25 protein-coding genes and 7 pseudogenes are annotated in these 24,736 nt (G+C 67.8%); 18 read left to right on the top strand and 14 right to left on the bottom strand.

The features are described 5' to 3' along the window. Positions 1 to 30: 30 nt before the first annotated feature. From ACFQJD_RS02740 to ACFQJD_RS02730, 3 genes are all read left to right on the top strand, one after another. Entirely contained in the window at positions 31 to 1,392 is a 1,362-nt protein-coding gene (locus ACFQJD_RS02740; protein WP_379795982.1) for a PH domain-containing protein, read from the top strand. Positions 1,393 to 1,519: 127 nt separating this feature from the next. Next, positions 1,520 to 1,981 (top strand): hypothetical protein, encoded by a 462-nt coding sequence (locus ACFQJD_RS02735; protein WP_379795980.1) that lies wholly within the window; start codon positions 1,520 to 1,522, stop codon positions 1,979 to 1,981. Further along, positions 1,921 to 2,232: a hypothetical protein gene (locus tag ACFQJD_RS02730; RefSeq protein ID WP_379795978.1), complete on the top strand. Its 312-nt coding sequence runs from the start codon at positions 1,921 to 1,923 to the stop codon at positions 2,230 to 2,232. The genes ACFQJD_RS02735 and ACFQJD_RS02730 overlap by 61 nt, the downstream gene beginning before the upstream one ends. Positions 2,233 to 2,266: 34 nt before the next feature. Here ACFQJD_RS02730 and ACFQJD_RS02725 read toward each other — a convergent pair whose 3' ends face one another. The 6 genes from ACFQJD_RS02725 to ACFQJD_RS02700 form a co-directional block, all read right to left on the bottom strand. Beyond that, a complete protein-coding gene (locus ACFQJD_RS02725) occupies positions 2,267 to 2,506 on the bottom strand; it encodes a hypothetical protein (protein ID WP_379795976.1) in 240 nt (79 codons plus the stop codon). A 76-nt stretch (positions 2,507 to 2,582) separates the two neighbouring features. Further along, complete coding sequence (locus tag ACFQJD_RS02720; protein WP_379795974.1) at positions 2,583 to 3,878, bottom strand: PAS domain-containing sensor histidine kinase; 1,296 nt, start codon at positions 3,876 to 3,878, stop codon at positions 2,583 to 2,585. Further along, the gene (locus ACFQJD_RS02715; protein WP_379795972.1) at positions 3,764 to 4,975 is read right to left on the bottom strand and encodes a PAS domain S-box protein; all 1,212 of its coding nucleotides are present in this window, start codon (positions 4,973 to 4,975) and stop codon (positions 3,764 to 3,766) included. Before ACFQJD_RS02715 ends, ACFQJD_RS02720 begins: the two co-directional genes overlap by 115 nt. 238 nt (positions 4,976 to 5,213) lie before the next feature. Then, complete coding sequence (locus ACFQJD_RS02710) at positions 5,214 to 5,873, bottom strand: ABC transporter permease (RefSeq protein WP_379795970.1); 660 nt, start codon at positions 5,871 to 5,873, stop codon at positions 5,214 to 5,216. Beyond that, the gene (locus tag ACFQJD_RS02705; RefSeq protein WP_379795968.1) at positions 5,870 to 6,175 is read right to left on the bottom strand and encodes a hypothetical protein; all 306 of its coding nucleotides are present in this window, start codon (positions 6,173 to 6,175) and stop codon (positions 5,870 to 5,872) included. Before ACFQJD_RS02705 ends, ACFQJD_RS02710 begins: the two co-directional genes overlap by 4 nt. Further along, positions 6,133 to 7,857, bottom strand: coding sequence for an ABC transporter substrate-binding protein (locus ACFQJD_RS02700; RefSeq protein WP_379795966.1), 1,725 nt, complete (start codon positions 7,855 to 7,857; stop codon positions 6,133 to 6,135). Before ACFQJD_RS02700 ends, ACFQJD_RS02705 begins: the two co-directional genes overlap by 43 nt. 291 nt (positions 7,858 to 8,148) lie before the next feature. Between ACFQJD_RS02700 and ACFQJD_RS02695 the strand changes: the two are divergent. From ACFQJD_RS02695 to ACFQJD_RS02660, 8 genes and pseudogenes are all read left to right on the top strand, one after another. Further along, positions 8,149 to 9,217 (top strand): annotated as a pseudogene (locus tag ACFQJD_RS02695) (dipeptide epimerase). Positions 9,218 to 9,277: 60 nt separating this feature from the next. Next, on the top strand, positions 9,278 to 10,456 hold the full coding sequence (locus tag ACFQJD_RS02690) for a serine hydrolase domain-containing protein (protein WP_379795964.1): 1,179 nt from the start codon (positions 9,278 to 9,280) through the stop codon (positions 10,454 to 10,456). After that, positions 10,387 to 10,668 carry a hypothetical protein gene (locus ACFQJD_RS02685; protein WP_379795998.1) on the top strand — a complete coding sequence of 94 codons (282 nt, stop codon included), beginning with the start codon at positions 10,387 to 10,389 and terminating at the stop codon, positions 10,666 to 10,668. The genes ACFQJD_RS02690 and ACFQJD_RS02685 overlap by 70 nt, the downstream gene beginning before the upstream one ends. Before the next feature lie 122 nt (positions 10,669 to 10,790). Further along, entirely contained in the window at positions 10,791 to 11,192 is a 402-nt protein-coding gene (locus ACFQJD_RS02680) for an ABC transporter permease (protein WP_379795996.1), read from the top strand. 52 nt (positions 11,193 to 11,244) lie between these two features. After that, positions 11,245 to 11,727, top strand: a pseudogene (locus ACFQJD_RS02675) (ABC transporter permease); the annotation flags it as partial. Between the two features lie 10 nt (positions 11,728 to 11,737). After that, on the top strand, positions 11,738 to 12,868 hold the full coding sequence (locus tag ACFQJD_RS02670; RefSeq protein WP_379795962.1) for an ABC transporter ATP-binding protein: 1,131 nt from the start codon (positions 11,738 to 11,740) through the stop codon (positions 12,866 to 12,868). Beyond that, positions 12,865 to 13,443 carry an ATP-binding cassette domain-containing protein gene (locus ACFQJD_RS02665; protein ID WP_379795960.1) on the top strand — a complete coding sequence of 193 codons (579 nt, stop codon included), beginning with the start codon at positions 12,865 to 12,867 and terminating at the stop codon, positions 13,441 to 13,443. Before ACFQJD_RS02670 ends, ACFQJD_RS02665 begins: the two co-directional genes overlap by 4 nt. After that, positions 13,425 to 13,829, top strand: a complete 405-nt coding sequence (locus ACFQJD_RS02660) for an oligopeptide/dipeptide ABC transporter ATP-binding protein (protein WP_379795958.1) — start codon at positions 13,425 to 13,427, stop codon at positions 13,827 to 13,829. The genes ACFQJD_RS02665 and ACFQJD_RS02660 overlap by 19 nt, the downstream gene beginning before the upstream one ends. A 1-nt stretch (position 13,830) precedes the next feature. Here the strand turns inward: ACFQJD_RS02660 and ACFQJD_RS02655 are convergent. The 3 pseudogenes from ACFQJD_RS02655 to ACFQJD_RS02645 form a co-directional block, all read right to left on the bottom strand. Next, positions 13,831 to 15,327, bottom strand: a pseudogene (locus ACFQJD_RS02655) (amidase). A gap of 313 nt (positions 15,328 to 15,640) precedes the next feature. Beyond that, positions 15,641 to 16,227, bottom strand: a pseudogene (locus ACFQJD_RS02650) (FAD-dependent oxidoreductase). 55 nt (positions 16,228 to 16,282) lie between these two features. After that, positions 16,283 to 17,199: pseudogene (locus tag ACFQJD_RS02645) on the bottom strand (VOC family protein). Between the two features lie 178 nt (positions 17,200 to 17,377). Between ACFQJD_RS02645 and ACFQJD_RS02640 the strand changes: the two are divergent. The 5 genes and pseudogenes from ACFQJD_RS02640 (at position 17,378) to ACFQJD_RS02620 (ending at position 19,248) form a co-directional block, all read left to right on the top strand. After that, positions 17,378 to 17,584, top strand: a complete 207-nt coding sequence (locus ACFQJD_RS02640) for a hypothetical protein (protein ID WP_379795956.1) — start codon at positions 17,378 to 17,380, stop codon at positions 17,582 to 17,584. Between the two features lie 16 nt (positions 17,585 to 17,600). Next, positions 17,601 to 17,801: pseudogene (locus ACFQJD_RS02635) on the top strand (hypothetical protein); the annotation flags it as partial. A 322-nt stretch (positions 17,802 to 18,123) separates the two neighbouring features. Then, positions 18,124 to 18,222, top strand: a pseudogene (locus ACFQJD_RS02630) (acyl-CoA dehydrogenase family protein); the annotation flags it as partial. Positions 18,223 to 18,298: 76 nt separating this feature from the next. After that, positions 18,299 to 18,829 (top strand): acyl-CoA dehydrogenase family protein, encoded by a 531-nt coding sequence (locus ACFQJD_RS02625; protein WP_379795954.1) that lies wholly within the window; start codon positions 18,299 to 18,301, stop codon positions 18,827 to 18,829. Next, on the top strand, positions 18,826 to 19,248 hold the full coding sequence (locus ACFQJD_RS02620; protein WP_379795952.1) for a hypothetical protein: 423 nt from the start codon (positions 18,826 to 18,828) through the stop codon (positions 19,246 to 19,248). The genes ACFQJD_RS02625 and ACFQJD_RS02620 overlap by 4 nt, the downstream gene beginning before the upstream one ends. A gap of 81 nt (positions 19,249 to 19,329) precedes the next feature. On the opposite strand, the gene ACFQJD_RS02615 is transcribed toward ACFQJD_RS02620, so the two are convergent. After that, a complete protein-coding gene (locus ACFQJD_RS02615) occupies positions 19,330 to 19,500 on the bottom strand; it encodes a hypothetical protein (RefSeq protein WP_379795950.1) in 171 nt (56 codons plus the stop codon). A gap of 58 nt (positions 19,501 to 19,558) precedes the next feature. Beyond that, entirely contained in the window at positions 19,559 to 19,912 is a 354-nt protein-coding gene (locus tag ACFQJD_RS02610) for a mechanosensitive ion channel domain-containing protein (RefSeq protein WP_379795948.1), read from the bottom strand. Here ACFQJD_RS02610 and ACFQJD_RS02605 point away from each other — a divergent pair. Next, entirely contained in the window at positions 19,896 to 20,579 is a 684-nt protein-coding gene (locus ACFQJD_RS02605) for a hypothetical protein (RefSeq protein WP_379795946.1), read from the top strand. The two genes, ACFQJD_RS02610 and ACFQJD_RS02605, sit on opposite strands and share 17 nt — an antisense overlap. Before the next feature lie 124 nt (positions 20,580 to 20,703). Here the strand turns inward: ACFQJD_RS02605 and ACFQJD_RS02600 are convergent, their stop codons facing one another. Then, the gene (locus ACFQJD_RS02600; protein ID WP_379795944.1) at positions 20,704 to 21,048 is read right to left on the bottom strand and encodes a hypothetical protein; all 345 of its coding nucleotides are present in this window, start codon (positions 21,046 to 21,048) and stop codon (positions 20,704 to 20,706) included. A 209-nt stretch (positions 21,049 to 21,257) separates the two neighbouring features. Here ACFQJD_RS02600 and ACFQJD_RS02595 point away from each other — a divergent pair, with 209 nt between their 5' ends. Beyond that, positions 21,258 to 22,157: a serine/threonine-protein kinase RIO2 gene (locus tag ACFQJD_RS02595; RefSeq protein WP_379795942.1), complete on the top strand. Its 900-nt coding sequence runs from the start codon at positions 21,258 to 21,260 to the stop codon at positions 22,155 to 22,157. A gap of 1,825 nt (positions 22,158 to 23,982) precedes the next feature. Here the strand turns inward: ACFQJD_RS02595 and ACFQJD_RS02590 are convergent. Continuing rightward, positions 23,983 to 24,351, bottom strand: a complete 369-nt coding sequence (locus ACFQJD_RS02590) for a hypothetical protein (RefSeq protein ID WP_379795940.1) — start codon at positions 24,349 to 24,351, stop codon at positions 23,983 to 23,985. A 173-nt stretch (positions 24,352 to 24,524) separates the two neighbouring features. Then, positions 24,525 to 24,736, bottom strand: a 212-nt coding sequence (locus tag ACFQJD_RS02585; protein WP_379795938.1) for a VOC family protein, incomplete at its 5' end; no start/stop codon positions are given.

Genomic DNA, 24,736 nt, shown 5'->3' with positions numbered 1-24,736 from the left:
TTTATAACGAGTCGGCTGGAAACTGGACGCGTGCCCGCAGACCCTGAACGGTTCCCTTCCCTCGTGATCCTCGGCGTCGCAGTCACGCTCGTCCTCGTCTCGGGAGCCCCCGTCTCCGCATCCGGTCAGCCGTCGGCGACGACGGTACAGCCGGTGGAGAACGGAACGACACAGCCGTCGGCGAACGGAACGACACAGCCGTCGGCGAACGGAACGACGGACGCGCCGATCGTCGTCAGCGACGTCACCGCACCCGAGCGGGTGCGGCGCGGCGAGAACGTCAGCGTCACGGCGACGGTGACGAACCGGGGCAACGTCACGGGAACGGAGTCGATCGAGTACGTGTTCGACGGAACGGCGGTCGCCGTTCGGAACGTCACCGTCGACGCCGGCGAGACGCGGACCACGGCGTTCGACGTCCGATTCGCGTCGCTGCGGTCGACGAACGAGTCGGTGGCCGTCGGCACGTACGTCCACGGCGTTCGCAACGAGAGCGGGACGGGCGTCGCCCGCTATCTGCGCGTGACGCCCGACGTCGATCTCGCGGTGAGCGGGTTCGGCGCACCCGCCGAGATCACGCGCAACCGGTCGTTCGTCGTGCTCGCGACGCTGTCGAACCCCGCGAACACGACGATCACGCGCCGCGTCACGTACCGCTTCGACGGGGCGAACGTGACCACCAAGACGGTGACCGTCGCGGACGACGAGGAAGAGCGGGTCGCGTTCGCGGTTACGGTTTCCGCCCTCGAAGCCGCCGGCGCGACCCTCCGGGAGGGGACGACGTACGACCACGCCGTCGTCGCCGACGGCGGCCGCGACGGCGACGCCGTCCGTTTCGTCGGGGAGCCGACCGGGGACGCCTCGGCGCTGGTCACGGAAGCGTTCAACGGCCCCGACGACGTGCGCCGCGGGGAGACGTACGTCGCCAACGTCACCGTCCGGAACGTCGACACGGTCGCGTTCGACGGCCGACTGACGTACCGGCTCGACGGGGCCGTCGTCGCCACGGAGCGCGCGTCGGTCCCTCCCGGCGAGCGCGAGACGGTCGTCTTCCGGATCAGTTACGAACAGGTCGAGCGCGCGGCCTTCCCGCTGTCGGCGCACCGAACCGACCAGAGCGTCTGGGTCGCCAACGAATCGATCGTCAGCCGGCCCGTGACCGTCGAGGACGGGGTCGAGACGCCGACCGCGACGCCGACGCCCACGCCGGCGTTCACGCCGACCGCGACGCCCACGCCGACACTCACGCCGACCGCGACGCCCGCGCCGACCTGTCAGCGCGGGTTCTTCACCCGGTGTGGGGACACGCCGCTGGATCAGACGACGCTGACGATCATCGGAACGATCACCTCGATTCTGGCCATCCTCGTCGAACTCTTCAGGGGTGAGTGACAGTGGCGCGAGGACTCCCGGCCGTCTGGAGCACGCTCTTTGCGCTGCCGCTGGTGGTCGTCGGCGCGTATCTGGCCGGGGGTATCCGGTGGTCGGACCGCGACCGGAGACGCCGCCGATCGTCGGAATGCTGCTGATCGTCTTCGGCCTCTTCGTCTTCGGGGTCGGGCTGTACGTCCACTTCGTCGCGGCCCCCGAGGCCCCGCGGATGCGGGAAAACGAGGCCGTCGTCGACGAGCGCGACCCCGCCCAGCGGAACGCCCTCGCGGAGGCGTTCGTCTCCGTGCCGTTTCTCGGGGTCGGCGGCTACCTGCTGTATTTCACGCAGACGCCGCTGGTCTACCCGACGGCGGTGCTCGCGCTGGGGCTGTACCTGTTCTCGCGCGGCGTCCATCGCTACTGGCGAAACACCCTGACGACGTACTTCGTGACCAATCAGCGCGTCATCGAGGAGTACCGCTTCATCTCGCTGATCCGCAACGAGGTGCCCCACGAGAAGGTACGAGCCGTCGAGGAACGGCGGAGCGCGTGGGACTCCTGTTTGGCCTCGGCAACGTCGCGGTTCGCTCCGGAGCCAGCGGCGACCTGACCGTCTCCGTCGACGAGGTGTACGACCCCGCCGAGTTCGCCGACGTGGTGCGCGACGAGATTCGGGCCCACGACGGCACGGGAGGCGGCGCGTCTACCGACTCGGCCGGAGAGACGTCCGGCGATTCGGACGAATCGGCTGGTGATTCAAACGAGGCATCCGGCGAATCCGAGGGCGACGCGTCCGGCGATTCGGACGAAACGTCCGGCGAACCCGGAAGCGACGGCCCCGAAAGTCGACGGACGGAGTGACGCGAGGCCGGACGGCCGCGGGGCGCGACGGCCCTCACAGCAACCCCAAATCTTCGGCGACCATGTCGGCCAACTGGTCGGCGAGTTCGGGGTCGACCTGCGCGACGTCCGCGCCGTCGTGTCGCTGTTCGTTGTGTCGGTCGAGCATCTCGGCCACGTCGGCGAGGGGAATTCTCGTCGTCGTCCCACAGGCTTCGCAAACGATGGGCACCTCGGGGTCGTCGTCGGTCATCGTCCGTACCTCGGACGGCGAGGAGAAAGAACGTTCGGACATGGCGAGGCGGCCCGTCGAGTCCGCCGCCCCGTGAGCGGCCCGTCTCAGTCGCCCGCCGACTCCGCCCGCAGGAAGATCAACTCGAACGTCGTCCCCGCGCCCTCGTTGTCCCGAACGTCGACCGTCCCCCGTACATCTGCAGCATCTCCTTCACGAGGTAGAGCCCGAATCCGTTTCCGGGACGGGACAGTTCGGCGACGCCTTTCTGGAGGACCGCTTCCTTCTCGTCGTCGGGGATACCGGGCCCGTTGTCGGCGACGTGAACGGCGACGGCGGGTCGCTCTTCGACGTCGGTCTCGGTCTCTCGAACGTTCGGCGGGCGAACGGGCTCTCCCGTCTCGTCGTCGACGCGGACGGTCCGGGTCGTCTCGGTCGCCCACACCTCGACGCGGGGCACCTCCTCGTCGTTGTGGACGACGGCGTTCGAGAGGACGTTCTCCAGCACCTCGACGAGGAGTTCGTCGGCGTAGACGCACTCCTCGTCGGGCAGGTCGTGCGAGTCGAAGACGGCGTCCGGGTGCGACTCCCGAACGCGCGAGACGGCCTCGTCGAGCGCGTCCCGGAGGTCGACCGGCTGAAGTTCGTGCGTCGCCTCGCCGACGGCGGCGTCCATGAACGTCCGGATCGTGTCGATGAACGACGACATGTCCGCGACGCGGTCCCGGATCGTCTCGATGTGGCGTCGGGCGTCCGGAGACGCCACGAACTGGGCGTCGAGTATGTCCGTCCGGGCGTCGACGAGGTTCAGGCCGTTGAGGATGTTGTGGCGGACGATGCGGTTCACGAACTCCAGGCGCTCGCGTTCGTGTTCGATGGCGCGTTCGTACTCCCGCTGGTCGGTCAGATCCCGGACGATCTTCGTGTAGCCGAGGTGGTCGCCCGACTCGTCGTAGCGGGCGGCGATCGTGACGTCGGCCCAGAAGCGCGTGCCGTCCTCGCGGATCCGCCAGCCTTCGTCGCGCGCCTCGCCGGTCTCTGCGGCTTCGTCCAACAGCGCCGCCGGCTTGCCGTCGGCGACCGCCTCGTCCGGATAGAACACCGAGACGTGTTCGCCGACGATCTCGCTGGCGGTGCTGGATGATCCGTTTCGCCCCCGATTCCACGACGTGACCAGCCCCTCCGTGTCGAGGCTGAAGATCGCGTAGTTGTCGACGGCGGCGACGAACTCCTCGAATTTGGACTCCTGTTCGCGAATCCGCTGCTGGCTCTCCTCGAGCAGGTGTTTCCGGTTGAGTTCGTACCCCATCCAGTTCCCCATCAGCTCGACCATCGTGAGCTGCCAGTCGTCGAATGGGTCGGCCTCCTCGCGGTCGAGAAAGCAGAGCGCCCCGTAGAGCGCGTCGTTCTCGTAGACGGGCGTCCCGACGTACATCTCGAAGCCGGCGTCCGTGCCGTACGCCTTGGCATCGACGTCGAAGGGCGCGTCTCGAACTGGAGCGTTCGGTCCTCGCGTACCATCCGCTCGCAGTGGGTCTGAGTGAACGGGACGACGTCGCCCGCTTCGATGTCGCCCCGCTCGCTCTCGACGACTTCGAGGCGATACTCGTCGGACTCCCGGTCGATGTGCGCGAACGAGCCGTACTCGGCGTCGAACAGGTCGCGGCCGATGTCGACGAGACAGCCGACCTGGTCTCGGAACGTGAGCGCCGTGTCCGAGACGACGTCGTACAGTTCCCGGAGTTTGCGCTCCCGCATGTCGAGTTCCTGCTCGCGGCGCTTCAGCGAGGTGACGTCCGCGTACTGTTCGACGCGGCCGCCCTCGTAGAGCCCCGACCCGACGGGTTGGCTCCGGTGTTCGAGCCAGCGCTCCTCGCCGTCGGTCCCCACGACGCGGCACTCGAACCGCTCGGTGTCGCTGTTGTCGTCGTAGGTGGCGAGGATTCGCTCGCGGAACTGCGCCGGCTCCGCGACGCGGTCGGCGATGTGGTCCTCGACGAGTTCGCGCTGGTCGCTCCCGGCCGCCTCGCGATCCAGATCGAAGTAGTCGGCGGCCGCCTCGTTGAGCCAGACGACCTGGAACCGGTCGTCGAAGATGAACGTCGCCACCTCCGTCTCGTCGAGGACGTCGTCGGTGATGGTCCGGTAGCGTTCCCGACTCCGTTCGAGGTCGTCGCGGGCGCGTTGCTGGAGCGCGCTGTTGAGGCCGACCCCGAACGTGGCGACGGCACCGAACAACACGCCGTCGAGGACGAGTACCCACGGCTTGAGCGCGTGCATCGACCAGAGCTGGAGCGAGATGACGAGACCGTACAGGAGGACGACAGCGGCGAAGCCGCCGACGTTCCACTTCGCGACGGTCCAGGCGTATTTGGGGTCCCAGTCCCGCCGCGAGAGCCAGACGCCGCCGCCGACGAGGCCGAACGCGAGAAAGAAAAGCGGGGCGTTCTCGAGCAACGTCGTGACGAGCGCCCACGAGAGGTTCGAGACGTCGTCCCAGGTGTCGTACAGCGGAATCAGGGACACGAGCACACCGAGCGCTACGACGGCCGCCCCGGCAAGTCGTCGACGCGTGGCTGTCGAGCGGTTCGAAGTAGTGCCATGCATCTACTCCCGGTCCTCAGGCAAGTAAAAGTCAGGTCCGCTGTGTGCGGTGTCGTAGAGTGCGCGGTTTCGCGCTACCGCTGTGAGCTACGCCGCTCGCTTCCGTCACGCCGCGAGGACGCCGTCCCCGAAGCGCGTGGGTCCGCGCCCCGAGTCGGAGCGCGCCTCACTCGCTGTCACCGACGACGACCCGGGGGTCGACCCACGTGTAGAGGAAGTCGACCACGATGTTCGCGAGGATGAAGACGACGGCGGTGACGATCGTGCCGACGAGGACGATGGGGTAGTCCCGCTGCTGAACGGCGTTGATGATGAGTCGTCCGAATCCCGACATCCCGAAGATGTACTCGACGACCATCCCGTAGATGATGAGAAATCCGATCCACAGCGCCGAAACGGTGAGGACGGGGGCCAGCGCGTTCTTGGCGGCGTGTTTGACGACCGTCTTCCGGGTCGAGATTCCCATCGCTCTGGACGTCTCGATGTAATCTTTCTCGAGGACGTCGCGCATCCCCGCCCGCATCATCCGGAACATCAGGGCTCCGATCGTCCCACCCAACAGCAGACACGGGAGCACGAGTCGCTGTAACCGATCGACGACGCCCACGCCGGCACCGGACGGCGGGACGAGTCGGAGGTGATACGAGAACACCAGAAGCGCCAGCACGCCGCTGACGAACACCGGGACGCTCACGCCGAGGATCGCGATGACGGTGAGGACGCGGTCCAACAGGGTGCCGTGTTTGTAGCCGGCGAGGATACCGGTCGGTATCGACAGCAGCGTCGCGAACACCAGACTCACCGACGTGATCTGTGCCGTGATCACCCATCGGTCCGCGAGCAACTTCGCGATTGGCTGTCCGGTCGCGTACGGCTGGCCGAGGTTCCCCGGAGAAGGTCGCCGGCCCAGAGAAGATACTGGACGTAAACCGGCTCGTCGAGGTGGTACTGCTCGATGATGCGCTGGCGCATCTCGTCGGTGATGACGCCGCCGCCGAGAACCGTATCGACGATCGATCCCGGAGCGAGATGCATGAGGAGAAACACCAGGGCGGTGACGGCCCAGACGGTGAACACGCCGAATATCAGGCGTTTGCCCAGATAGCGAAGCGATTGGATCGAGACCATTGCGCTACTGTTCGAGTGCGACGTCGCGGAGGAACGTGTTGAAGTGGGTGACGAACGAGGGCATCGCGCCTTCGAAGTTCTGGACGTTCTGGTTCAGGGCGCGGGTCGTGTCGGGGTGCACCATGAACACGGCGGGCGCGTCGTCCACGATGAGCTTGTTCGCCTCCTTGGCAGCCTGTTCCCGTTCCGCCTGGTCGACGCTCGTCCGCAACGTGTTCAGCAGTTCGTCGACGTCGGGGTTGCTGTAGCCGAACCAGTTGTTCCCGTCGGGGACGATGAAGTCCGAGTGGAACACGGGGTTCAGGATGCCGCCCGGGTCCGGGAAGTCGGACGCCCACCACGACGTGATCATACCCGGATGCTCGTCGAGGGGGCCGGGAGACGCTCAGCATCTTCGACTGCTCGACCTGATTGATGTTCACCTTGATGCCGACTTCGCCGAGTTGCTCTTGCATGATGATCGACGGTTTCCGAAGGAACGTCGCGTTCGTCGTCATCAGCGTGAACTCGAAGCGAGGGTCGCCCGTCAGGCCGGCCTCGTCGAGCATCGAGCGCGCCCTGTCCGGATCGTATTGGTAGCCGCCGTACTCGAGGTCGTCCGGGGTCACGTGGCCGAACATGTTCTCGGGGAGCATGCTGATGGCCGGCGTCCCGTACTTCCCGACGACGCTCTCGGTGATCGCCTTGGTGTCGGTCGCGAAGTTGATGGCCCGGCGGACCGTGGGGTTGTCGAACGGCTCCATCTCCAGATTCATGACCTGAAACGTCGTCTGGAACGACGTCGTCCGGTGGAGGTCGACGTTCTGCATCTGCTCGACGACCGAATACTGGTCCGTCGAGAGCGAGTGGGAGCCGTGGAAATCGCCCTGTCGCAGCCCCGTCAGGCGACCGGTCCCGCCCGGGACGATCTGGAACGTCACCTCGTCGAGGTTCGGCAGGTCGTCGTCCCAGTACTCCTCGAAGCGACTCAGCGTCACCTGGCTTCCGCTCTGCCAGTTCTCGAATTTGAACGGCCCCGAGCCGACGGGTTCCTGACCGAGGTCCGTCCCCTTCTCGTCGATCGCTGCTTTCGGCGCGATGCCCATCGCCTGCGTCGCCGGCACGTACTGGAACGTGGCGTCGGGTTCGCTCAGCACGATTTCGAGCGTGTAGTCGTCGACTTTGTTGTAGCTGTCGACGCTGCTGAGCATCCACGCGAGCGGCGAGGAGGCTTCCGACGACGTCGTCAGGTTCGCGCTCGCGACGACGTCGTCGACGGTCATCTCGTCGCCGTTGTGGAGGGTCACGCCTTCCCGCAGATTGTACACGTAATGTGTCGGGTCGTCGATGGTCCAGTCTTTCGCCAGCGCCGGAGTCAGTTCCATATCCGGCCGGTTGAACTCGAGGAGGGTGTCGTACAGGTGAACGGTGATGGGGTTCGTGATGTCGTCGTACGCCTTCCACCACGAGAGGTTCACCGGTTGCGAACCGAGCGCGTACGTGAAACTCGCCCCACCGCTCTCAGAGGATCCGTCCTGGCCGCTGTCGGTCTGGCCACCCTGGTCAGTCGCCCCGCCGCTCGTCGGCGTCCCGGCTTCCTCGCCCCCGAAACAGCCCGCCAGCGAACCCGCGCCGGCCGTAGCCGTCAAATATTTGAGAAACCTTCGGCGGCGTTCACTGCCTACCTCGGTGTCGTCAGGCATAGCTAAATCAGGACGAGGGGACGTCTTAATAGTATCGCGAGCGTCCCGATACTGCAGGGTATGTAACTAATCACAGGTGAAATGATCGGGCGGCCAACGCCCTCCGGAGATGGGAGACGGACGACCGCGAGAACCGTCACCGCGGGCGGGTCAGCGGCGGATTCGGCCACGCGCCGACGCGGCGCGGAGAGCGACCGACACGGCGGCACTCATCCGACCGCAGGCGGTCGATCCGCGGGTCGGCAGGAGCCCCACCGCATCGTTATAACCGTGGTGTCCGACTCGGGCCGTATGGCAGTGATCTCTGACGTCACGGTCCGGCCGCTGGAGTTGGCGATGCGCGAATCGTTCACGATCTCGCTCGAAGCGCAGTCGAGCGCGGACAATTTCGCGGTCGTCGTCCACACGGACACCGGAACGACGGGGCTCGGAGAGGGAGCGCCGATCCCCCGATCACCGGCGACAGTCGGAACGCGTCGATGGAAGTCGTCCGTGAGGCGGCGGACCTGCTGAGAGGCGAACCGCTCGGGGAGTATCGACGGCTCGTGGAGGCGGTGCGGGACCGATACCGCGGGGCGGTGTCGGCGACGACCGCCATCGAAACGGCGCTGCTCGACGCCGTCGGGCGGGAACACGACGTTCCCCTCTCGATGCTGTTCGGCGGCGACCCGTCGACGGTCACCACCGACGTGACCATCGACATGGCGGGACCGGAGACGGCGGCGGAGCGAGCGGAAACGTTCGTCGACGCGGGGTTCACCGAACTGAAGATCAAAACCGGCGGAACGGTCGCGGACGACGTCGACCGCGTAGTCGCCGTCCGGGACGCCGCGCCCGACGCCGAACTCAAAGTCGACGCGAATCAGGGCTGGCGGCCGAAAGAAGCCGTGCGGTTCGCCGACGCGATGCGTGAACGGGGCGTCGATCTCGCGCTGCTCGAACAGCCCGTCCACCGAACCGACGTCGACGGCATGGCGCAGGTCCGACGGCAGATTCGAATCCCCGTCGCCGCCGACGAGAGCGTGTTCACGCCGACCGACGCGATGCGGATCGTCCGGAACGAAGCCGCGGACGTCCTCAACGTCAAACTCGGGAAATCGGGCGTTCTCGGGGCGCAATCTATCGCGTCGATCGCGCTGGCGGCGAATCTCGACCTCATGGTCGGCTGTATGCTGGAGAGTTCGATCGGCCTCCACACGGCCGCCATCTGGTCTCGGGCATCGGGGCGTTCTCGTATGTCGACCTCGACGGGAACCTGTTGCTCGGTGACGACGTCGTCGACCTGCAACTGACCCCGGACATCGAACCCGAGGGCCCGGGACACGGAATCGACGCGCCCCATCTACGCACGGAGCTGTAACCCGGTCGGACGAAGGAGTCCGGCGATAGGTCTAAGGTCCGAAATCGTAAATCCGAGCCCATGCCCGAACGGGGAGACGTAGACGCGGAGACGACGGACGCGATCGACGCGTTCGTCTGCGGCTGGCTGTCGGAGAACGGCGTCCCGGGGGCGAGCATCGCGCTCGTCACGGCCGAGGAGTCGCTGTACACGCGAGGGTACGGCGCGCGGGACCTCCGCGCGAACGACCCGTCGACGCCGCGGACGCTGTACGGGATCGGCTCCATCACGAAGTCGATGACCGCCCTCTCGATACTGCAGCTCGCCGAGCGCGGGGAGCTGTCGGTTTCGGATTCGATCGCCGATCATCTCCCGGAACTCCGCGCCCTCGAAGCGGACGGGGAGATAACGATCGCCGACCTCCTGACCCACTCGTCGGGACTGCCGAGCGACGGGAGCGCGCACGTCCTCCTCAGCCGGGGGATCGGGGCCGATCCGTTCCCGATCCCGCTGAGTAGCCGGGACGACTACTACCGGTATCTTCGCGCCACGGCCGGCGACCGCGTCAGCGACGACGACGCGTTCTTCTACTACAACTCCGGCTACTTCGTGCTCGGATGCGTCGTCGAGGAGATCACCGGCCAGGAATACGACGACTACGTCCGCCAGAACGTCCTCGAACCGCTCGGCATGGAACGCGCGACGTTCACACGCGACGAGTTCGAATCGGACCCCGATCGCATGACGCCCTACCTGCTGGACGAGGGGACGCCGACGCCGGCGACGTTCCCGTTTTACGACGTCGTGCAGGCGGCCGGCGGTCTGCTCGCGTCGGTCGAAGAGCTCGGGGCGTATCTCCAGTGTTTCCTCGGGGACGACTGTGCCCTCGTCTCCGACGAGGCCGTCGCGGAGATGCACGAGCACCACGCGACGTGGAACCGGGCCATCGACGGGACGGAACAGGGGTACGGATACGGATGGATGGTCGGGCCGTTCGACGGCGACCGACTCGTCGGCCATCTGGGAGACGTGACCGTCTCGACGTCGTACGTCGGCTTCCTCGAACAACAGCAGGTCGGCATCGCCGTCTCCTGTAACACGGCCCCGCCGTGTCACCCGATCAACGTCGGGAAGGGCGTCCTCGCGCTGCTGAACGGCGAGACGCCCGAGCGAGCGGTCTCGTACTTCGGATTACGGGAGAAACGCCGGCCGCTTCCGGGGAGTACGAATCCCGACGGGGCGTCGCGCGAGCGACGGTAACGGCCGACGGGGCCGCCCTCTCGCTCGAACTCGACGACCTCCTCGAAACGGCCACGTACCGTCTCCTCCCCGAGACGGACGACCCCACCGACCGGTCGTTCTATACGATCGCACCGGACGGGACCCGACTCCCCGCGAAATTCGAGGTCGACGACGGCGACGTCGACCTGCGCTTCCAGCGGTGGCGACTGCGGAAAGTAGACTCGAATTGAGAGGGTTCGGGATCGCGTCGAAAGCGGGAAGCGATCCGACAGCTAACTCCCCGAGGACCGCACAGCGGCCGCCTCTTCGGGAGAATGTGTCGACGGCGTGGAGACCGTATCCACAAATTTAAATACCGGACCGCAAACGGATACGATATGTCCGGGTCCGCTGCTCGCCAGCCCGAATCATCGACGCTGGGGAGGATCCTCCAGACGCCCAGGCGGCTGTATCGTCTCGTCGGCTGGACCCGCTGGCGACGGTCGGCGCGGCTATCGTCCTCGGACTCGTGTTCTGTGCGATTTTCGCCCCCGTTCTCACCCCGTACACCCCGACCGAACAGGACCTCGGAAACGAACTCGACGGGCCGAGTGCGACCCACCTGCTGGGGACGGACCACCTCGGCCGCGACGTGTTCACGCGCATCCTCTACGGGACGCGATACGCCCTCGCCATCGCCGTGTTCGTCGTCTCGTTGGAGACGCTCATCGGCGTCTCGCTGGGGCTAGCCTCGGGCTACTACAGGGGAAGGTAGACGAGACCATCATGCGGGCGCTCGACGTCCTGGTCTCGATCCCGTCGCTGTTGCTGCGATGGTCATCGTCTCGTCGTTCGGGGTGAACATCTGGAACGCCATGCTCGCGATATCCATCGTGTACATCCCGATGATGTCACGGACCGTCCGGTCTTCGACGCTGTCGTTGCGCGAGGAGACGTACGTCAAGGCCGCCCAGAATCTGGGGTACAGCGACCAGCGAGTGATGGTGAAACACATCCTTCCGAACGCGGTTCCGCCCATCGTCGTCCTCGGAACGACCGACGTCGCGTACGCGTTGATCGACGTCGCGACGCTCAGTTTCCTCGGTCTGGGCATCCAGCCACCGCATCCGTCCTGGGGCGCGATGGCGCACACGGCACAGGAGTATCTGCTGGTCAGCCCGCACTTCATCGTCTTCCCGACCATCGCCATCGCCATCACGGTCGTCGGGTTCAATCTCCTCGGGATGGGGCTGCGGGAGATCTTCCTCTACAAACGAGACGCCGTCGAGACAGAAGATATCATGGGGTAACTGCTGCGAGATGACCGAAAACACCAACACGCTCCTCGCGGTCGAAGGACTGAGCACACAGTATCGAACGGACAGCGGCCCGATCAGAGCCGTCGACGACAACTCGATCACCGTCGACGAGGGCGAAGTGCTGGGCGTCGTCGGCGAGTCCGGATCGGGTAAGTCGTCGCTCATTCGGTCGATTATGCGACTCCTCCCGGACAACGGTGACATCGTCGACGGGGCGGCCCGATTCAAGGGGAGAGACCTCTCGGAGATGAGCGAATCCGACCTCCGGGAGATCAGGGGCAACGAGATCAGTATGATCTTCCAGCACCCCATCTCCCACCTGAACCCCGCGTACACCATCGGCGACCAGATCGAAGACGTCCTGCAGGCCCACACCGACCTCGACGAAGCCGAGCGGTGGGATCGAATCCACACGACGCTCGAACAGCTCGGCATCCCCGCCCCGGAGGAACGGGCGAAAAATTACCCCCACGAGTTCAGCGGCGGCATGGCCCAGCGGGTGGCGATCGCGATGGCGCTGATCTGCCAACCCGACCTCGTGCTCGCCGACGAGCCGACCTCCGCCCTCGACGTGACGATCCAGGCCCAGATCATCGACCTGCTGAGTGACCTACAAGACGAGTTAGACATGTCCATCATCTGGGTCACTCACGACATGGGCGTCGTCGCCGAGGTGAGCGACACGGTCGCGGTCATGTACGCGGGGAACGTCGTCGAGTACGGGCCGGTGCGAGAGATCTTCGAGGCTCCGAAACATCCGTACACGCGGGCGCTCCTCGAAACGGTTCCGCGACACGACAGAGACAGGAGCGAGCGGTTCAACACCATCAGCGGGTCGCCGCCGGATCTGAGCGACCTGCCGACCGGCTGCGTGTTTCAGGACCGCTGTCCGGACGAGATGGACATCTGCGGGGAACACCGACCGCAGTACTACCGGTTCGACACCGAACGAGAGGACGAACATCTCGCGAAATGCTTCCTCCACGCTGACCAACCGCGCGTCCCGCCCTCGCCGAGCGCACCGACGGATATCCGGATGGAGAACGGCGAGTTCGTCGTGGGCGGCGACTCGGACGTCGAAGACGGGGGACCAACACACCGCTCCGCGCAGACGGACGGTGACAGCCGATGACGCTGCTCGAAGTCGAGAATCTGAAAAAGCACTTCGCGCAGAACACCGGACTGCTGGGCGAACTCCTCGGCCGGACGAAGACGGTGCAGGCGGTCGACGGCATCGACTTCTCCGTGGACGAAGGCGAGGCGCTGACGCTCGTCGGGGAGTCCGGCTGTGGCAAATCGACCGCCGCGCTCGCCGCGCTCGACCACATCCCCCGGACGGCCGGAACGGTCAGGTTCGACGGCCGGGACATCGAATCGTATTCGCGGAAGCGACTCCGTAGCGAGGCCCAGATGATGTATCAGGACCAGCAGCGGACGCTCAATCCGCGAATCCGCATCGGCGACGCCATCGCGGAGGCGATTCGACACCACGGGACGGCGGGCGACCGGACCGTCGACGAACGCGTCAGCGAACTCCTCTCCGAAGTGGGCATCTCACCCGGGGACGCGAACAAATATCCGTCGGATTTCAGCGGGGGCAGAAACAGCGGATTTCGCTGGCGCGAAGCCTCGCCGTCGACCCGCGACTCCTGGTCGCCGACGAACCCGTCTCGGGGCTGGACGTCTCCGTGCAGGCGCAGATACTGAACCTCCTCATGGACCTCCAGGCGGAGTACAACCTCGGGCTGGTCTACATCACGCACAACCTCAGCGTCGCCCGGAAGATAAGCGACAAGGTCGGGGTCATGTATCTCGGGACCATCGTCGAGTACGGCGACGCGGAGACGATCTTCGAGGATCCGCAGCATCCGTACACGCAGGCGCTGCTGTCGGCCAATCCGATCCCCGATCCGACGGTCGACCGGGAGCGCATCCCGCTCGAAGGGACGATCCCCGACCCGATAGACATCGGAGACGGCTGTCGGTTCGCGCCCCGGTGTCCGGAAGCCGAAGCGCGCTGCGAGACGGCCGAGATGGGGCTGGAACCCTTCGAGGGCGACCCCGACCATCAGGTCGACTGCATCAAACGGTAGCTCACGCCAGTCGCTCGACGGCGTATCCGGCGTTCAGGACGGTCGCGTCGTCGAACTGCGATCCGACGAGCTGGACGCCGACCGGCAGACCGTCGACCGGATCGACCGGGACGCTCACGGCGGGATGGCCGGTCGCGTTGAACTGACAGGTGTTGCCGAGACTCCCCAGGCGTCGTCGAGAAACGCAAAGCGGTCCTGGTCGGGCGTGTACTCGTGCGGGAGTTGGGGCGTCGTCGGCGTCGCGATGACGTCGTACTCCGAGAGGACGTCGTCGTACGCGTCGGTGACGTCCCGGCGGAGGTTCATCGCCTCCGCGTAGTATTTCGAGTGGTACGCCTCGGACGTGTAGGCACCGATCAGGAGCGTGTACTTGACCGACGGCGGCAGGTCTCCGCCCTGTGCGCGCCGGTATTTGCCGAACGCCTGGACCCAGGACGTGTTGTACCACCTCCCAGTTGTGGCCGACGCCTTCGCCGCGGAACGCCGCGACCGTCCCTTCGTTCAGCGCGACGGTGTAGATGTCGACGGCGTCGTGGTGCATCGGTATCGAGACGTAGTCGACGGTCGCACCGGCCGGCCGCGAGGGCGTCGAGCGCCTCCCGGATTCGTTCGTTGACCGCCTCGTCGCTTTCGGGGCGTTCGAAACCCTCCTCGACGACGGCGACGGAGAGGTCGGAGACGTCGCCGCCGAGCGCGGCCGCGTAGTCATCGACGGGGACGGAGTCGGGCTGTCTGGGGTCGGCCGGGTCTTTGCCGGCCACGACGTCGAGCATCCGGGCGGCGGATTCGACGTCCGGCGCGATGGGGCCGACGTGGTCGATGGTGTTCTCGATGCCGACGATACCGGTGTACGGAACGAGCCCGTGGGTCGGCTTGTGACCGACGACGCCACACCAGGCGGCGGGGACGCGGACGCTGCCGCCCTGGTCGCAGCCGACGGCGAGGTCGACGTCGCCCGTCGCGACGGCGATGGCGCTCCCGCCCGACGACCCGCCCGCGAGTCGCTCGGGGTCGTGTGGATTCAGCGTCGGCCCGAACGCGCTCGAATGCCCGTTGCCGGTGAACGCGAAGTCGTCCATGTTGGTCTTCCCGACGATTCGCCCGCCCGCGCCGAGCAGTCGGTCGACGACCGTCGCGTCGCGGTCGGGGACGTACCCCTCCATCACCGTCGACCCGCAGGTCATCTCGACGCCCGCGACGGCGACGTTGTCTTTGACGCCGATGCGGGTGTCGTCCAGGGACCGTCAGCGTCGCCCGACACCTCACAGCGGGTGATCCACGCGTTGAGCGGGTCCGAGTCCGGCGACGGACGACCGCTGACCGACCTGTCGGAGATCGTCGCCGACGTCGATCCGGCGCGTTTTCGGACCGTCTCGTACGACGCGAGCCCCTCGGTCACGAGCCGTCTGAAGTCTTCCACTTCCGATTCGTCGAGGTCCAGATGGAGTTGCTCCCCGAGTTCCCGAACGTCGTCCGCCGTCGGCGGTCGAAGCGTCATCGTCGTGGGACATTACGCACCGCGATATAAATTTTCGGAGCCGTGAGCGATCCGTCGAGGACGGTGCGTGGCGACGGTCGAGACGCGACGCCGTCGGTCCACACGACGACCGGACATCGATGGGGTCAACCCGTTCGAGCGAAAGTACCGGTATGGTCATCGTCTTCTCCTGTCCCGACTGCGGCCGCGGGTACAGTCGGAGCCGGTTTCTCGGCGACCGAGACGCCAACGGGGCGCGGCCGGTGCAGTGTCCGAACTGTTACGCGCTGCTCGGACACGGGCCAGGACGAGACGCGCGCGGGACCGTGACCGACTACTCGGCGTCGACCAGCGACCCGAACAGTTCGGTCGCGTCGGCGGGCACGTCGAAGTCGTGGTAATGTTCGCCTTTCTCCTTCGAGAGGACGTTGAGAGCGGCGGCGGCACCGTCGCCGGCCGAGATGACGGCCTGCCACTCCTCGGCTCTGACCATCGCGCCCGTCGCGTAGGCGTCCTCGACGGACGTCTCCATGGTCACGTCGACGTCGACGATGCCCTCGTCGGTGAGTTCACAGCCGAGGCCCTCGGCGAGGTCGCGGTTCGCCCCCGTCGCGAGGACGAGATAGTCGCCGTCGAACTCCCCTCCTCGGTCGCGACGGTGAAGCCGTCGCCGGTCGACTCGACGCCGTCGACGGCGACGCCTTGCTGCCGGTCGACGCCGAAGTCGTCGACCTGTTCGCGGAGGACGCTCAGGTAGTTCGACCCGTCGATCGAGCCGATACCGGGGTAGTTGAACAGGTGCGCCTTGTGCATCCACGTCTTGTCGGTGTCGAAGACAGTGACGTCGAGGCCGTTCTTCCCGGCGAACAGTGCCGCGCTGAGGCCGGCGGGGCCACCGCCGACGACGAGGACATCAGCCATAGTGGACGGTCGGCGGCCATCGTGTTAAATTGTCGCCACCGAGCAGAACCTTCCGTCACCGGGACGGTAAGGCGGGGAGACCGGCCTGGATCTCGTCGCGCCGGTCCTCCAGCCACTCGGGGAGGACGAGTCGGTCGCCAAGGGAGTCGAGGTCCTCGTCGACCGTGTAGCGACCGTTGCGAACTCGAAGAGGACGCCGCCGGGCGTACGGGCGTAGACCGACTTGAACCACTTGCGGTCGATGATTTCGGTCGGCCGGAGGCCGTGGTCCGTGAGGACCTGTCGCCAGGCCTCCTGTTCTTCCTCGGTCACCTGAAAGGCGACGTGGTGGACGGTGCCGGCACCGGGGGCGCCCCGTTGGGCCTGCGGGTCTTCGAGGAGGTCGACGGCGTAGCCCAGATCGCCGTCGGCCTCGAACCGCTGTCGGTCGCCCGCCTGCGCCGTCGCCTCGTACCCCATGTCGGCCAGCATCGACTCGTACCACTCCGTGCTGGCGAGGGCGAGATCGACGCCGAAAAAGCCCCGGATCGCGTGGTCCGCAGGGACGGGGCCGGCTGGCGGGTCGCCGGCGGGCGCGTCAGCGCGCGCGACGAGTTCCAGCGGGAGGCCGTCCGGGTCGCGAAACGGGACGACGGTGTCGCCGAATCGCTCGTGGGGGTCGTCGGCGTCGACGCCCTCGGCCGCCAGCGGTCGACCCAGTAGTCGACCGCCGAGTCGGGGATCAGAAACTGCGTCGTGCTGACCTGCCCCTGGCCGACCTGTCCGGGCGTTCTGGTACGGGAAGAAGGTCATGCTCGTCCCCGGCGAACCGCCGTGGTCGCCGTAGAACAGGTGGTAGACGGAGACGTCGTCCTGGTTCACGCTCCGCTTGACGAGACGGAGGCCGAGCGTCTCGGTGTAGAACGCGAGATTCCGGGCGGGGTCGCTGCCGATCGCAGTGACGTGGTGGATACCGGGGATGTCGGAAGGCATGGGCGTCGGTACGCGGGCGAGGCGGATAAACAGACGGGGACCTCCCGCGCGCCGCCGCGACGGGCGGGCGTCGGCGGTGGGCGGTCCCGTAGACGGTGCGCGGTTCGCGCCGGTCGTGTGTCGTCGCGGGAGAACGCTCCTTCTCCGAACACCCTCCCTCCCCGTCGACGGCCCGTTCATGGACTTCGAGTTGACCGACGACCGGGCGGCGCTCCGGGACGAGGCCCGCGAGTTCGCCCGGACGGAGATCGCCCCGCGAGCGGCGCTCGACCGGAATCGGGAACCCCGCCGAGATCCTGGGCGAACTCGGCGAGCGACGGCTGACGGGGGGCTGACGATTCCGGAGCGGCGGCGCGCGCGGCGAGGATCGAACTCGCGCTGGTGACCGAGTCGTCGCGGCGATGATGGGCGAGCGACCTCCGTCGCGGGCGATCGAGCGTTCGGCACCGGAGGCCCAGCGCGAGGCGTACCTCCCGGAGATGGCGCGCTTCGAGACGGTCGGCGCGCTGGGGTTGAGCGAGACGAACGCCGGGAGCGACAAGCGCTCGATGGAGACCGAAGCGAGAAAAGCGGGCGACGAGTGGGTCCTCGACGGCCACAAGCGCTGGGTGACGAACTACTTCGACGCCGACGTGGTGTTGACCTACGGACGGGCGACGACCCCGCGACGTCTTTCCTCGTCCCGACCGACGCCTTCGAGGTCGAACACATCTGGGACACCCTCGGTGCCCACGGCGTCGAGTCGCCGAAAGTGTCGCTCTCGGGCGTCCGCGTGTCCGACGAGGCGCGCGTCGGCGACGTCGGCGAAGGCTACGTCGACCGCGGCGACCCGACGGCGCGTGGCGTCCCCGCGCGAGCGGTGGGCATCGCCGCCACCCTCGAAGACACCGTCGCCTACACGACCGAGCGCGAGCAGTTCACCCGGTGGCAGATTTCCAGGGCCTCCGCTGGCGACTCGGCGAGATGGCCGAACGCGTCGAGACGGCCCGGTTGCTCACGCTCCGTGCGGCCGACCGGGCCGACCGGGGCCGCGACGCCACGCGCGAGTTCAGCATGGCCAACCACGCCACTGCCGCCCGTCGAAAACGCCAACGAGGCGATGCAACTCCACGGCGGCGTCGGCTACACGACCGAACGCGACGCGGAGCGATATCTCCGCGACGCCCGCCTGCTCACCATCGCGGGCGGCCCGAACGAGGATCGGGACACCCTCGCCGACGCCGTGGTCGAGCGGTACGGTGATCCCGCGGAGAGACGTCCGGCGCGACGTAGAGACCGCCCCGTCGCCGTCGAGGACGCAGGTCAGGTCGCTCCCGTCGACGGAGACGGCGACGGCGACGCGCCACGGATCGCGGGAGCGGACGGACGCCGCCTCGCTCGCCACGAGGCGTCCCACCCGTCGCTCGCCGACGTCGACGCCGTGTCGCCGGTGGAAGGCGACGACTTCGGGGTGGTCGACGAGCAGTTCGCCGGGCGTGGTGCGGTGGACGCCGGACAGCGTGGAAGTCGACCGTCGGCGTCCGCCGAGAGCGCGTCCGACACCACGGACAGAGGCCGCGCGACAGGAACCGCGCGTTCCCGGATCGTCCGGTCCGTCGAGAAACCGCGCGGCCGACTTCCGACGGGGTGACGAACGGCGTGGCGGCGCGCGCGGCCGTCCGCTCGCTCCGAACAGGCGACGACGAACGCCCCGTCGTCCCGTCGGGCGACGAGGCGCGCTGGCGTGACAGTCGGCGTCGGTCTCGACGGCGAGCGATCCGCGTCGCGGCAACACCGGACGGCGACGAGGTGGGCGAATCGCCCGGACGGGCGGAGCGCGTACTCGCCGTCGTCGCGGGCGAGAGCCCCGTCGAGACGGGAGAGGTGGTAGTTCAGGCGGCCGTTGTCGCGGACGCCGACGCGCGGCTGGAGATCGGAGTACGGAAGCGGCGTCTCGCCCGCCGCATCCGCCCGGGCGAGGACGGCGAGGATGCGTATCCGCGTCGGGTCGGCGAGCGACTCGAAGTACGCTTCGGCGGCCGCGGCGTCGTCGGTCATAGCGCGAGGTGACTCGACTCGGTCACTATCGCGGCCGGCGTGAAAAGCGTTCCCTCGAGTCGGGGCGGGACGGTCGGCGTCTCGATGCCGCGCTCAAGGGCCAGCGTCCGCCACGTCCGACTCGAAGGCGAACTCGTCGCGCAGGTCGGCGACGTAGGCCTTCCCGCGAATCGTCCGGTAGTACGCCTCGTCGTCGACGAGGACGGCGACCAGGTGGTCGTCGTCGACGTAGACGTACTGCGAGGTGACGATGGCGTCTTCCATCACCTCCGTCGCCCGCGCGACGTCGGCGTCCGGGCGACGGCCACCTCGACGACGACCATCATCTCGGACGGCCGTCGTTGGCGTTGGCGACGTTCGACGTGAACATCGCGTCGTTGGGGACGACGACGGCCGTGTCGTCGGGCGTCACGAGCGTCGTCGACCGGAGGCCGATGCCCGTCACCTCGCCGTAATGCTCGCCGACGGTGACCTTGTCGCCGATCTGGTACGGCTTCTCGACGACGAGCACCAGACCGCCGACGACGCCGCCGAAGAGGTCTGAGCCCGAAGCCGAGCGCCGCGCCGACGAGACCGGAGACGGCGAGCAGTTGGGCCGCCAGAGCCGAAACAGCGGACCGAGGACGAGATACACCGCCGTCCCGTAGATGAGGACCTTCGTGAGCGGGATGAACATCTTGATGGTGATGCGTCGACGGGCGCTCCGCTCGGCGGCCGTCGAGACACGTACGAGACGACGCGGGCCAACACGTAGGCGGCGACCAGCCCCCGGCCATCGCGGGGTCGACACCGAGCGATTCGGAGCCGGTCTGCAGGGCGATCGCGGGCGGGGCGCTCGCGGAAACGCCTCTCCGTTCGGTCGCCGTGGCGGCGGTCGGCACGGCAGCCGGGTCGAGCGCGACGACGCCGTCGGAGACGGTGACGACGCCCTCGCGGACGAATCGGGGCAGCACCCGATCGAGATCGGCGTCGACGACGGCGGCCAGTTCCGCGCGCTCGACGCGCTCTTTCGAGAGGACGATGCGCAGACAGAACGCCTCCTCGCGGTCGAACGACAGGTCGGTCCCGGTCGCGCCGACGTCGCTCGGGCGGACCACGTCGTCGAGGCCCCGTTCCCAGAGGGCGGTGGCGACGCCGACGTTTCCCCCGAGACGGCCGCGAGCCGCTCGAAAACGACGTCTTTCGGATCGGGACGAGCCCCCGTACGCGACGCCGCGAGAAACGTCGGCACGGGGATCGGCACCGAGAACGACCGGTCGCCCCATCCGAACTCGAATCGGCGGACGGCGACCGCCCCCGACTGCTCGGCTTTTTCGTCGACGAACGACGGCAGTTCGTCGTAGCGCGAGAGCAGGAGTTCGGCCAGCCGCTCGGCCGTCTCCGGGCCGACGTCGACGCGCGCGGGGAACGCCCGGTCGAGCGCCTTCACCGCCGAGAGATACGCCCACGCGTAGCGGTTCCATCCCGTCACGACAGGCGCGTCGGCACCGACGACGCGGCGCCTCCAGCGAGTCGAATCCGCCGATAGCCCGTCTGTAGAGGTGGTGGCAGTCGTCGACGACGACCGGCGTCTCCCCGATCGCGTCGTCGATCGAGCCGGCGTCGTCGCCGGGAGCGAGTCGGATCCGGGTCGCGTCGAGGCGCTCTTCCGCGTGGTCGAGGAGTCGCTCCCCCCGCGAAGGGCGCGCCGACGACGGCGAGCGGGCCGGGTGCCCGCCCGGTCAGCACGGCCTCGAACGCCTCGCGGTCGTCGTCGGAGAGCGGAAGTTCGTCGGGAGACGCCGCGACGTCGGTCGACGTGGAGTCGGTCACCGTCCCAGGCTCCGGTTCATGTGGGCTGGATTCGGCGGCGGGGTCAATATAGCCCGGGCAAGGACCTCCTGCAGTCGGTCGACGGCACGGTCGCGAGGCGAACGTCCACGGCCGGGAGCGAACGCGGAGGGAGACGGGCGATTCGATGTAGCGACATGCGATACATCACCCGACGCGGTTTCCTTTGGGCTCGCCCACCCACGCTCAGTATGGTCCAGAACGTCGCGGCGCTGCGCGCGCTCGAGTCCGAGGACTTCTATCTCCTCTCGGGCGTCGAGCAGGGGATGCGCTTCAGCGAGTGGGTGAATCGGGGGGAACTCCCGGAGTACGCGGGGCTGACCGGCGAGGAGGTCGGCTACCGGCTGGATCGGTGTATGGAACGCGACCTGATTCGCCGCAAGACGATGCAGTACGAGGGCTACCAGCTCACCTTCGAGGGGTACGACGCGCTCGCGCGGGCGTTCGCCGAACGCGAGACCGTCCAGGGCGTCGGCGCGCCGCTCGGCGTCGGCAAGGAGAGCGACGTCTTCGAGGTGCAGTCCTACCAGCCGTTCGCGCTGAAGTTCCACCGCGAGGGGTACACCAACTTCCGCGAGGTGAACCGCGAACGCGAGTACACCGCCGATCATCACCACGTCTCGTGGTTCTACACGGCGCGCAAGGCCGCCGAACGCGAACACGAGGTGCTGGAGGCGCTCTACCCCAACGTCTCCGTTCCCCGGCCCGTCGACCAGAACCGCCACGCCATCGTGATGGAGAAACTCGCCGGCGTCGAACTCTCGCGGGCGAAACTCACCGCCGAACAGGTCGTCCCGATACTCGACTTGGTGTTGCGCGAACTCGAACGCGCCTACGACGCGGGCTACGTCCACGTCGACATGAGCGAGTACAACGTCGCCGTCCACGAGGACGGCATCACCATCTTCGGCTGGCCACAGGCGGTCGCGACCGACCACGAGAACGCGCGCGAACTCCTCGAACGCGACGTGTCGAACGTCGTCCGGTATTTCCAGCGGAAATACCCGGGCGAAGCGCCCGATTCGGTCGACGACGCCGCCGTCGCCGCTGCCATCGCGACCGGGGAGTTCGACTCGGTTCGGGACCACTGATACACCGTATGTCGCGATAGCAAACCGGGAGAGGGTCCGTGCTCAGTTGAAGCGCCACACCGTCGCGACGACGCCGGCGGCGAACGCGACGAACGGCGCGACTCCCGGGGCGTGATTCGGTATCGGCGGCGACTGCGCTGCGGGAGCGCCCACTCGCGTCCGCCGGGTCGGACCAGCGGGCATCGCCGCCGGCGTCGGTTCGGCCGTCGCCGTCGCGCGCTGTCGGTCGGATCGTCCGCTCACGTCGAGCTGCAGCTCGGCGTCCGTCCGTCCGCTCGCGCTGTCGACGAACCGGAGTTCGACGGGGTACGTCCCCGTTCGTCGGCGTTCCGGATCGAACGGATCGTGACCGTGACCCGATCGCCGGCGTGGAGCGTCGGGCGCACCGACCGATCGACCCCGGAGAGGAGACGGTGAGGACGCCGTCGTCGAGAGTGGTCGCGAGGCCGTTCGCCCCGTCGAGGGTGGTGGTGCCGTTCACGGAGACGACCTGTAGCGTGACGTCCGAGCGGTTCACCGGCGAGATCCGGCCGTCGGCGGCGCGGAACGAGTCGGAGTAGGACACGGCGAGCGACGTCAGCGGGTTTCTCGTCACGTTCGCACCGGGCGGCACTTTGACGGTGTATCGGTGGCTGGCAGTCGCGTTCGGCGCGCTCGGGGTCGCGTTCGCCGACGCCGAAACGACGTCGACGGTGAGGGCGTCCGACGCGACCGCGCCGTCGCCCGTCGACAGTCCGTTCAGCGACGTCAGCGACGCCTCGAACCGGCCGTTGTAGCCGGTGACGACGTCCGCGCGGTAGACGTACTGCGATCCGTTCCGCCGGCGGGTGAACTCCGACAGATCGAGCGTCCCCACCGCGCCGCCGCCCATCCGTACCGTCGCGGACTCCACCGGAGAGCCGAGGCGCACGACCAGGTCGACGTCCCGGCCGGAAGCGACGAGTTCGAACCGGCCGACGTCCGGCGGTGTGACCGTGATTTTGGCCCGCTGTCCGCCCCCGAGCTCGTCGCCGTCGATCGAACGCCCCCTCCGTAACTCGGCGACGTACGTTCCCCACGTCCCCGTGTCGACGGCGGCGGTGTAGCGAAAGACGCCGCCGCGCTGTTCCAACTTGAAGTTGCTCCGGACGAGCGTCGTGTCGTGCTCCCCGGAGACGTCGACGGAGACGTTCTCGAGTGGTTCGGTCGTCGCGAGGACGAGCGTGACGTCGCCGTCGCTCGAACGGAGGCCGAACTCCTCGACGCTGGCGACGCCGTCCGTCGACGCGTCGGCCGACGATTCGTCCGTGGTGTTCCAGACGGGCGGCCCGTCGGGATCGTCCGACGGCTCCCGGATCACCATGGCGTCGCTCCCGGTGAACGCGTGCGGCCCGTCGCCGACCGAGACGCGCGATTTGATCGACCTCGTCGGGTTTCGCGCGTCGTCTACGTCGAGCGTCACCGCCTCGCCGTCGTCGAGCGACGCCCCGTCGAGGGCGACGGTCAGTGAGCCGTCGGCACCGCTGACCGAGTCGACCGCGACCTCCTCGCCCCCGACGGTCAGATTGACGTCGCGTCCCTCGACGTTGCTGTAGTCGGCCCCGGGCGTGTCGACGGCGATCCGCTCGGCGGTCGTCGCGCCGGTCATCTCGAACGAGAACGTGTGCGTCACGACGCCGGCGTCCGCGCTGGCGTTCGTGCTGGCCACGTCGAGCGCGGTGGTCCCGAGGAGGTCGAACCGGGCGTTCCACGACCCCCGTTCGTCTCTCTCTCGCCGTGTCGTACTGCCGGACGGCGTACTCGAGTCCGCCGGCGGGCGTCGCGCGGTCCGTGTCGAGGGTGAGCGTCACGTCGAACGTGACCCGGTCGTCGCCCCGTCGCCCTCGCCGACCGAGAGCGTTACCGTCCCGTCGTCGGCGTGGTATTCGGGGCCGCGTTCGAGGACGTCGTCGCCCGCGTTCTCGAAGGCGACGTCCCGCACCGCGGCCCCCTGATCGACGGCGGCGGCGACGTCGACGACGTAGCGATTCGGCGTCTCCCCGTCCGTCGACCGCCCGACGACGGAGACCGTCTGTGTGACCGATCCCTGCCCGGTCCCGACGTCCGCGACCGTAACACTGCCGGCTGTCGCCGTCGCGGGAGCCGCGAACGTCCCCACGAGAGAGCACACCAGCAGCACCGTCACGAATCCGCTCTGGAGGCGTGTTCGTGTCATAGTCCTGTCCCACACCGGCCGCGGGGCGTCGTAGCGGGGTCGTCCCCGGTGCCCGTACAGCTGCTACGCGGCCGTCCGGCCGGTCCGGTGGTGCGGAAAGACTGCTGGCTGAAATCTGTGTGTCCCCTATCAGGACCCTAATCGCCGGCACGAGGGGTAGCGAGGCGGGGGCGCTACCGGTAGGCGGCGATCTCGACCAGGTTCCCGTCGGGATCGTAGACGTAGACCGAGCGCAGTTCGCCGCGCGCTCCCGTCCGGGAGACGGGGCCTTCGACGACGTCGATGCCGGCGTCGTCGAGTTCGGCGGCGACGTCGTCCACGTCGTCGGTGACGAGACAGAGGTCCGCCGCGCCGGGCGTCGGGTCGCGTGCGTGCGGGTCGTACT

The sequence above is a fragment of the Haloplanus sp. GCM10025708 genome (genome assembly GCF_042663985.1).
GTDB lineage: Archaea > Halobacteriota > Halobacteria > Halobacteriales > Haloferacaceae > Salinirarus > Salinirarus marinus.
The sequence above is the reverse complement of the archived record's forward strand: the minus strand, read 5'-3'. Positions and strand labels throughout refer to the sequence as shown.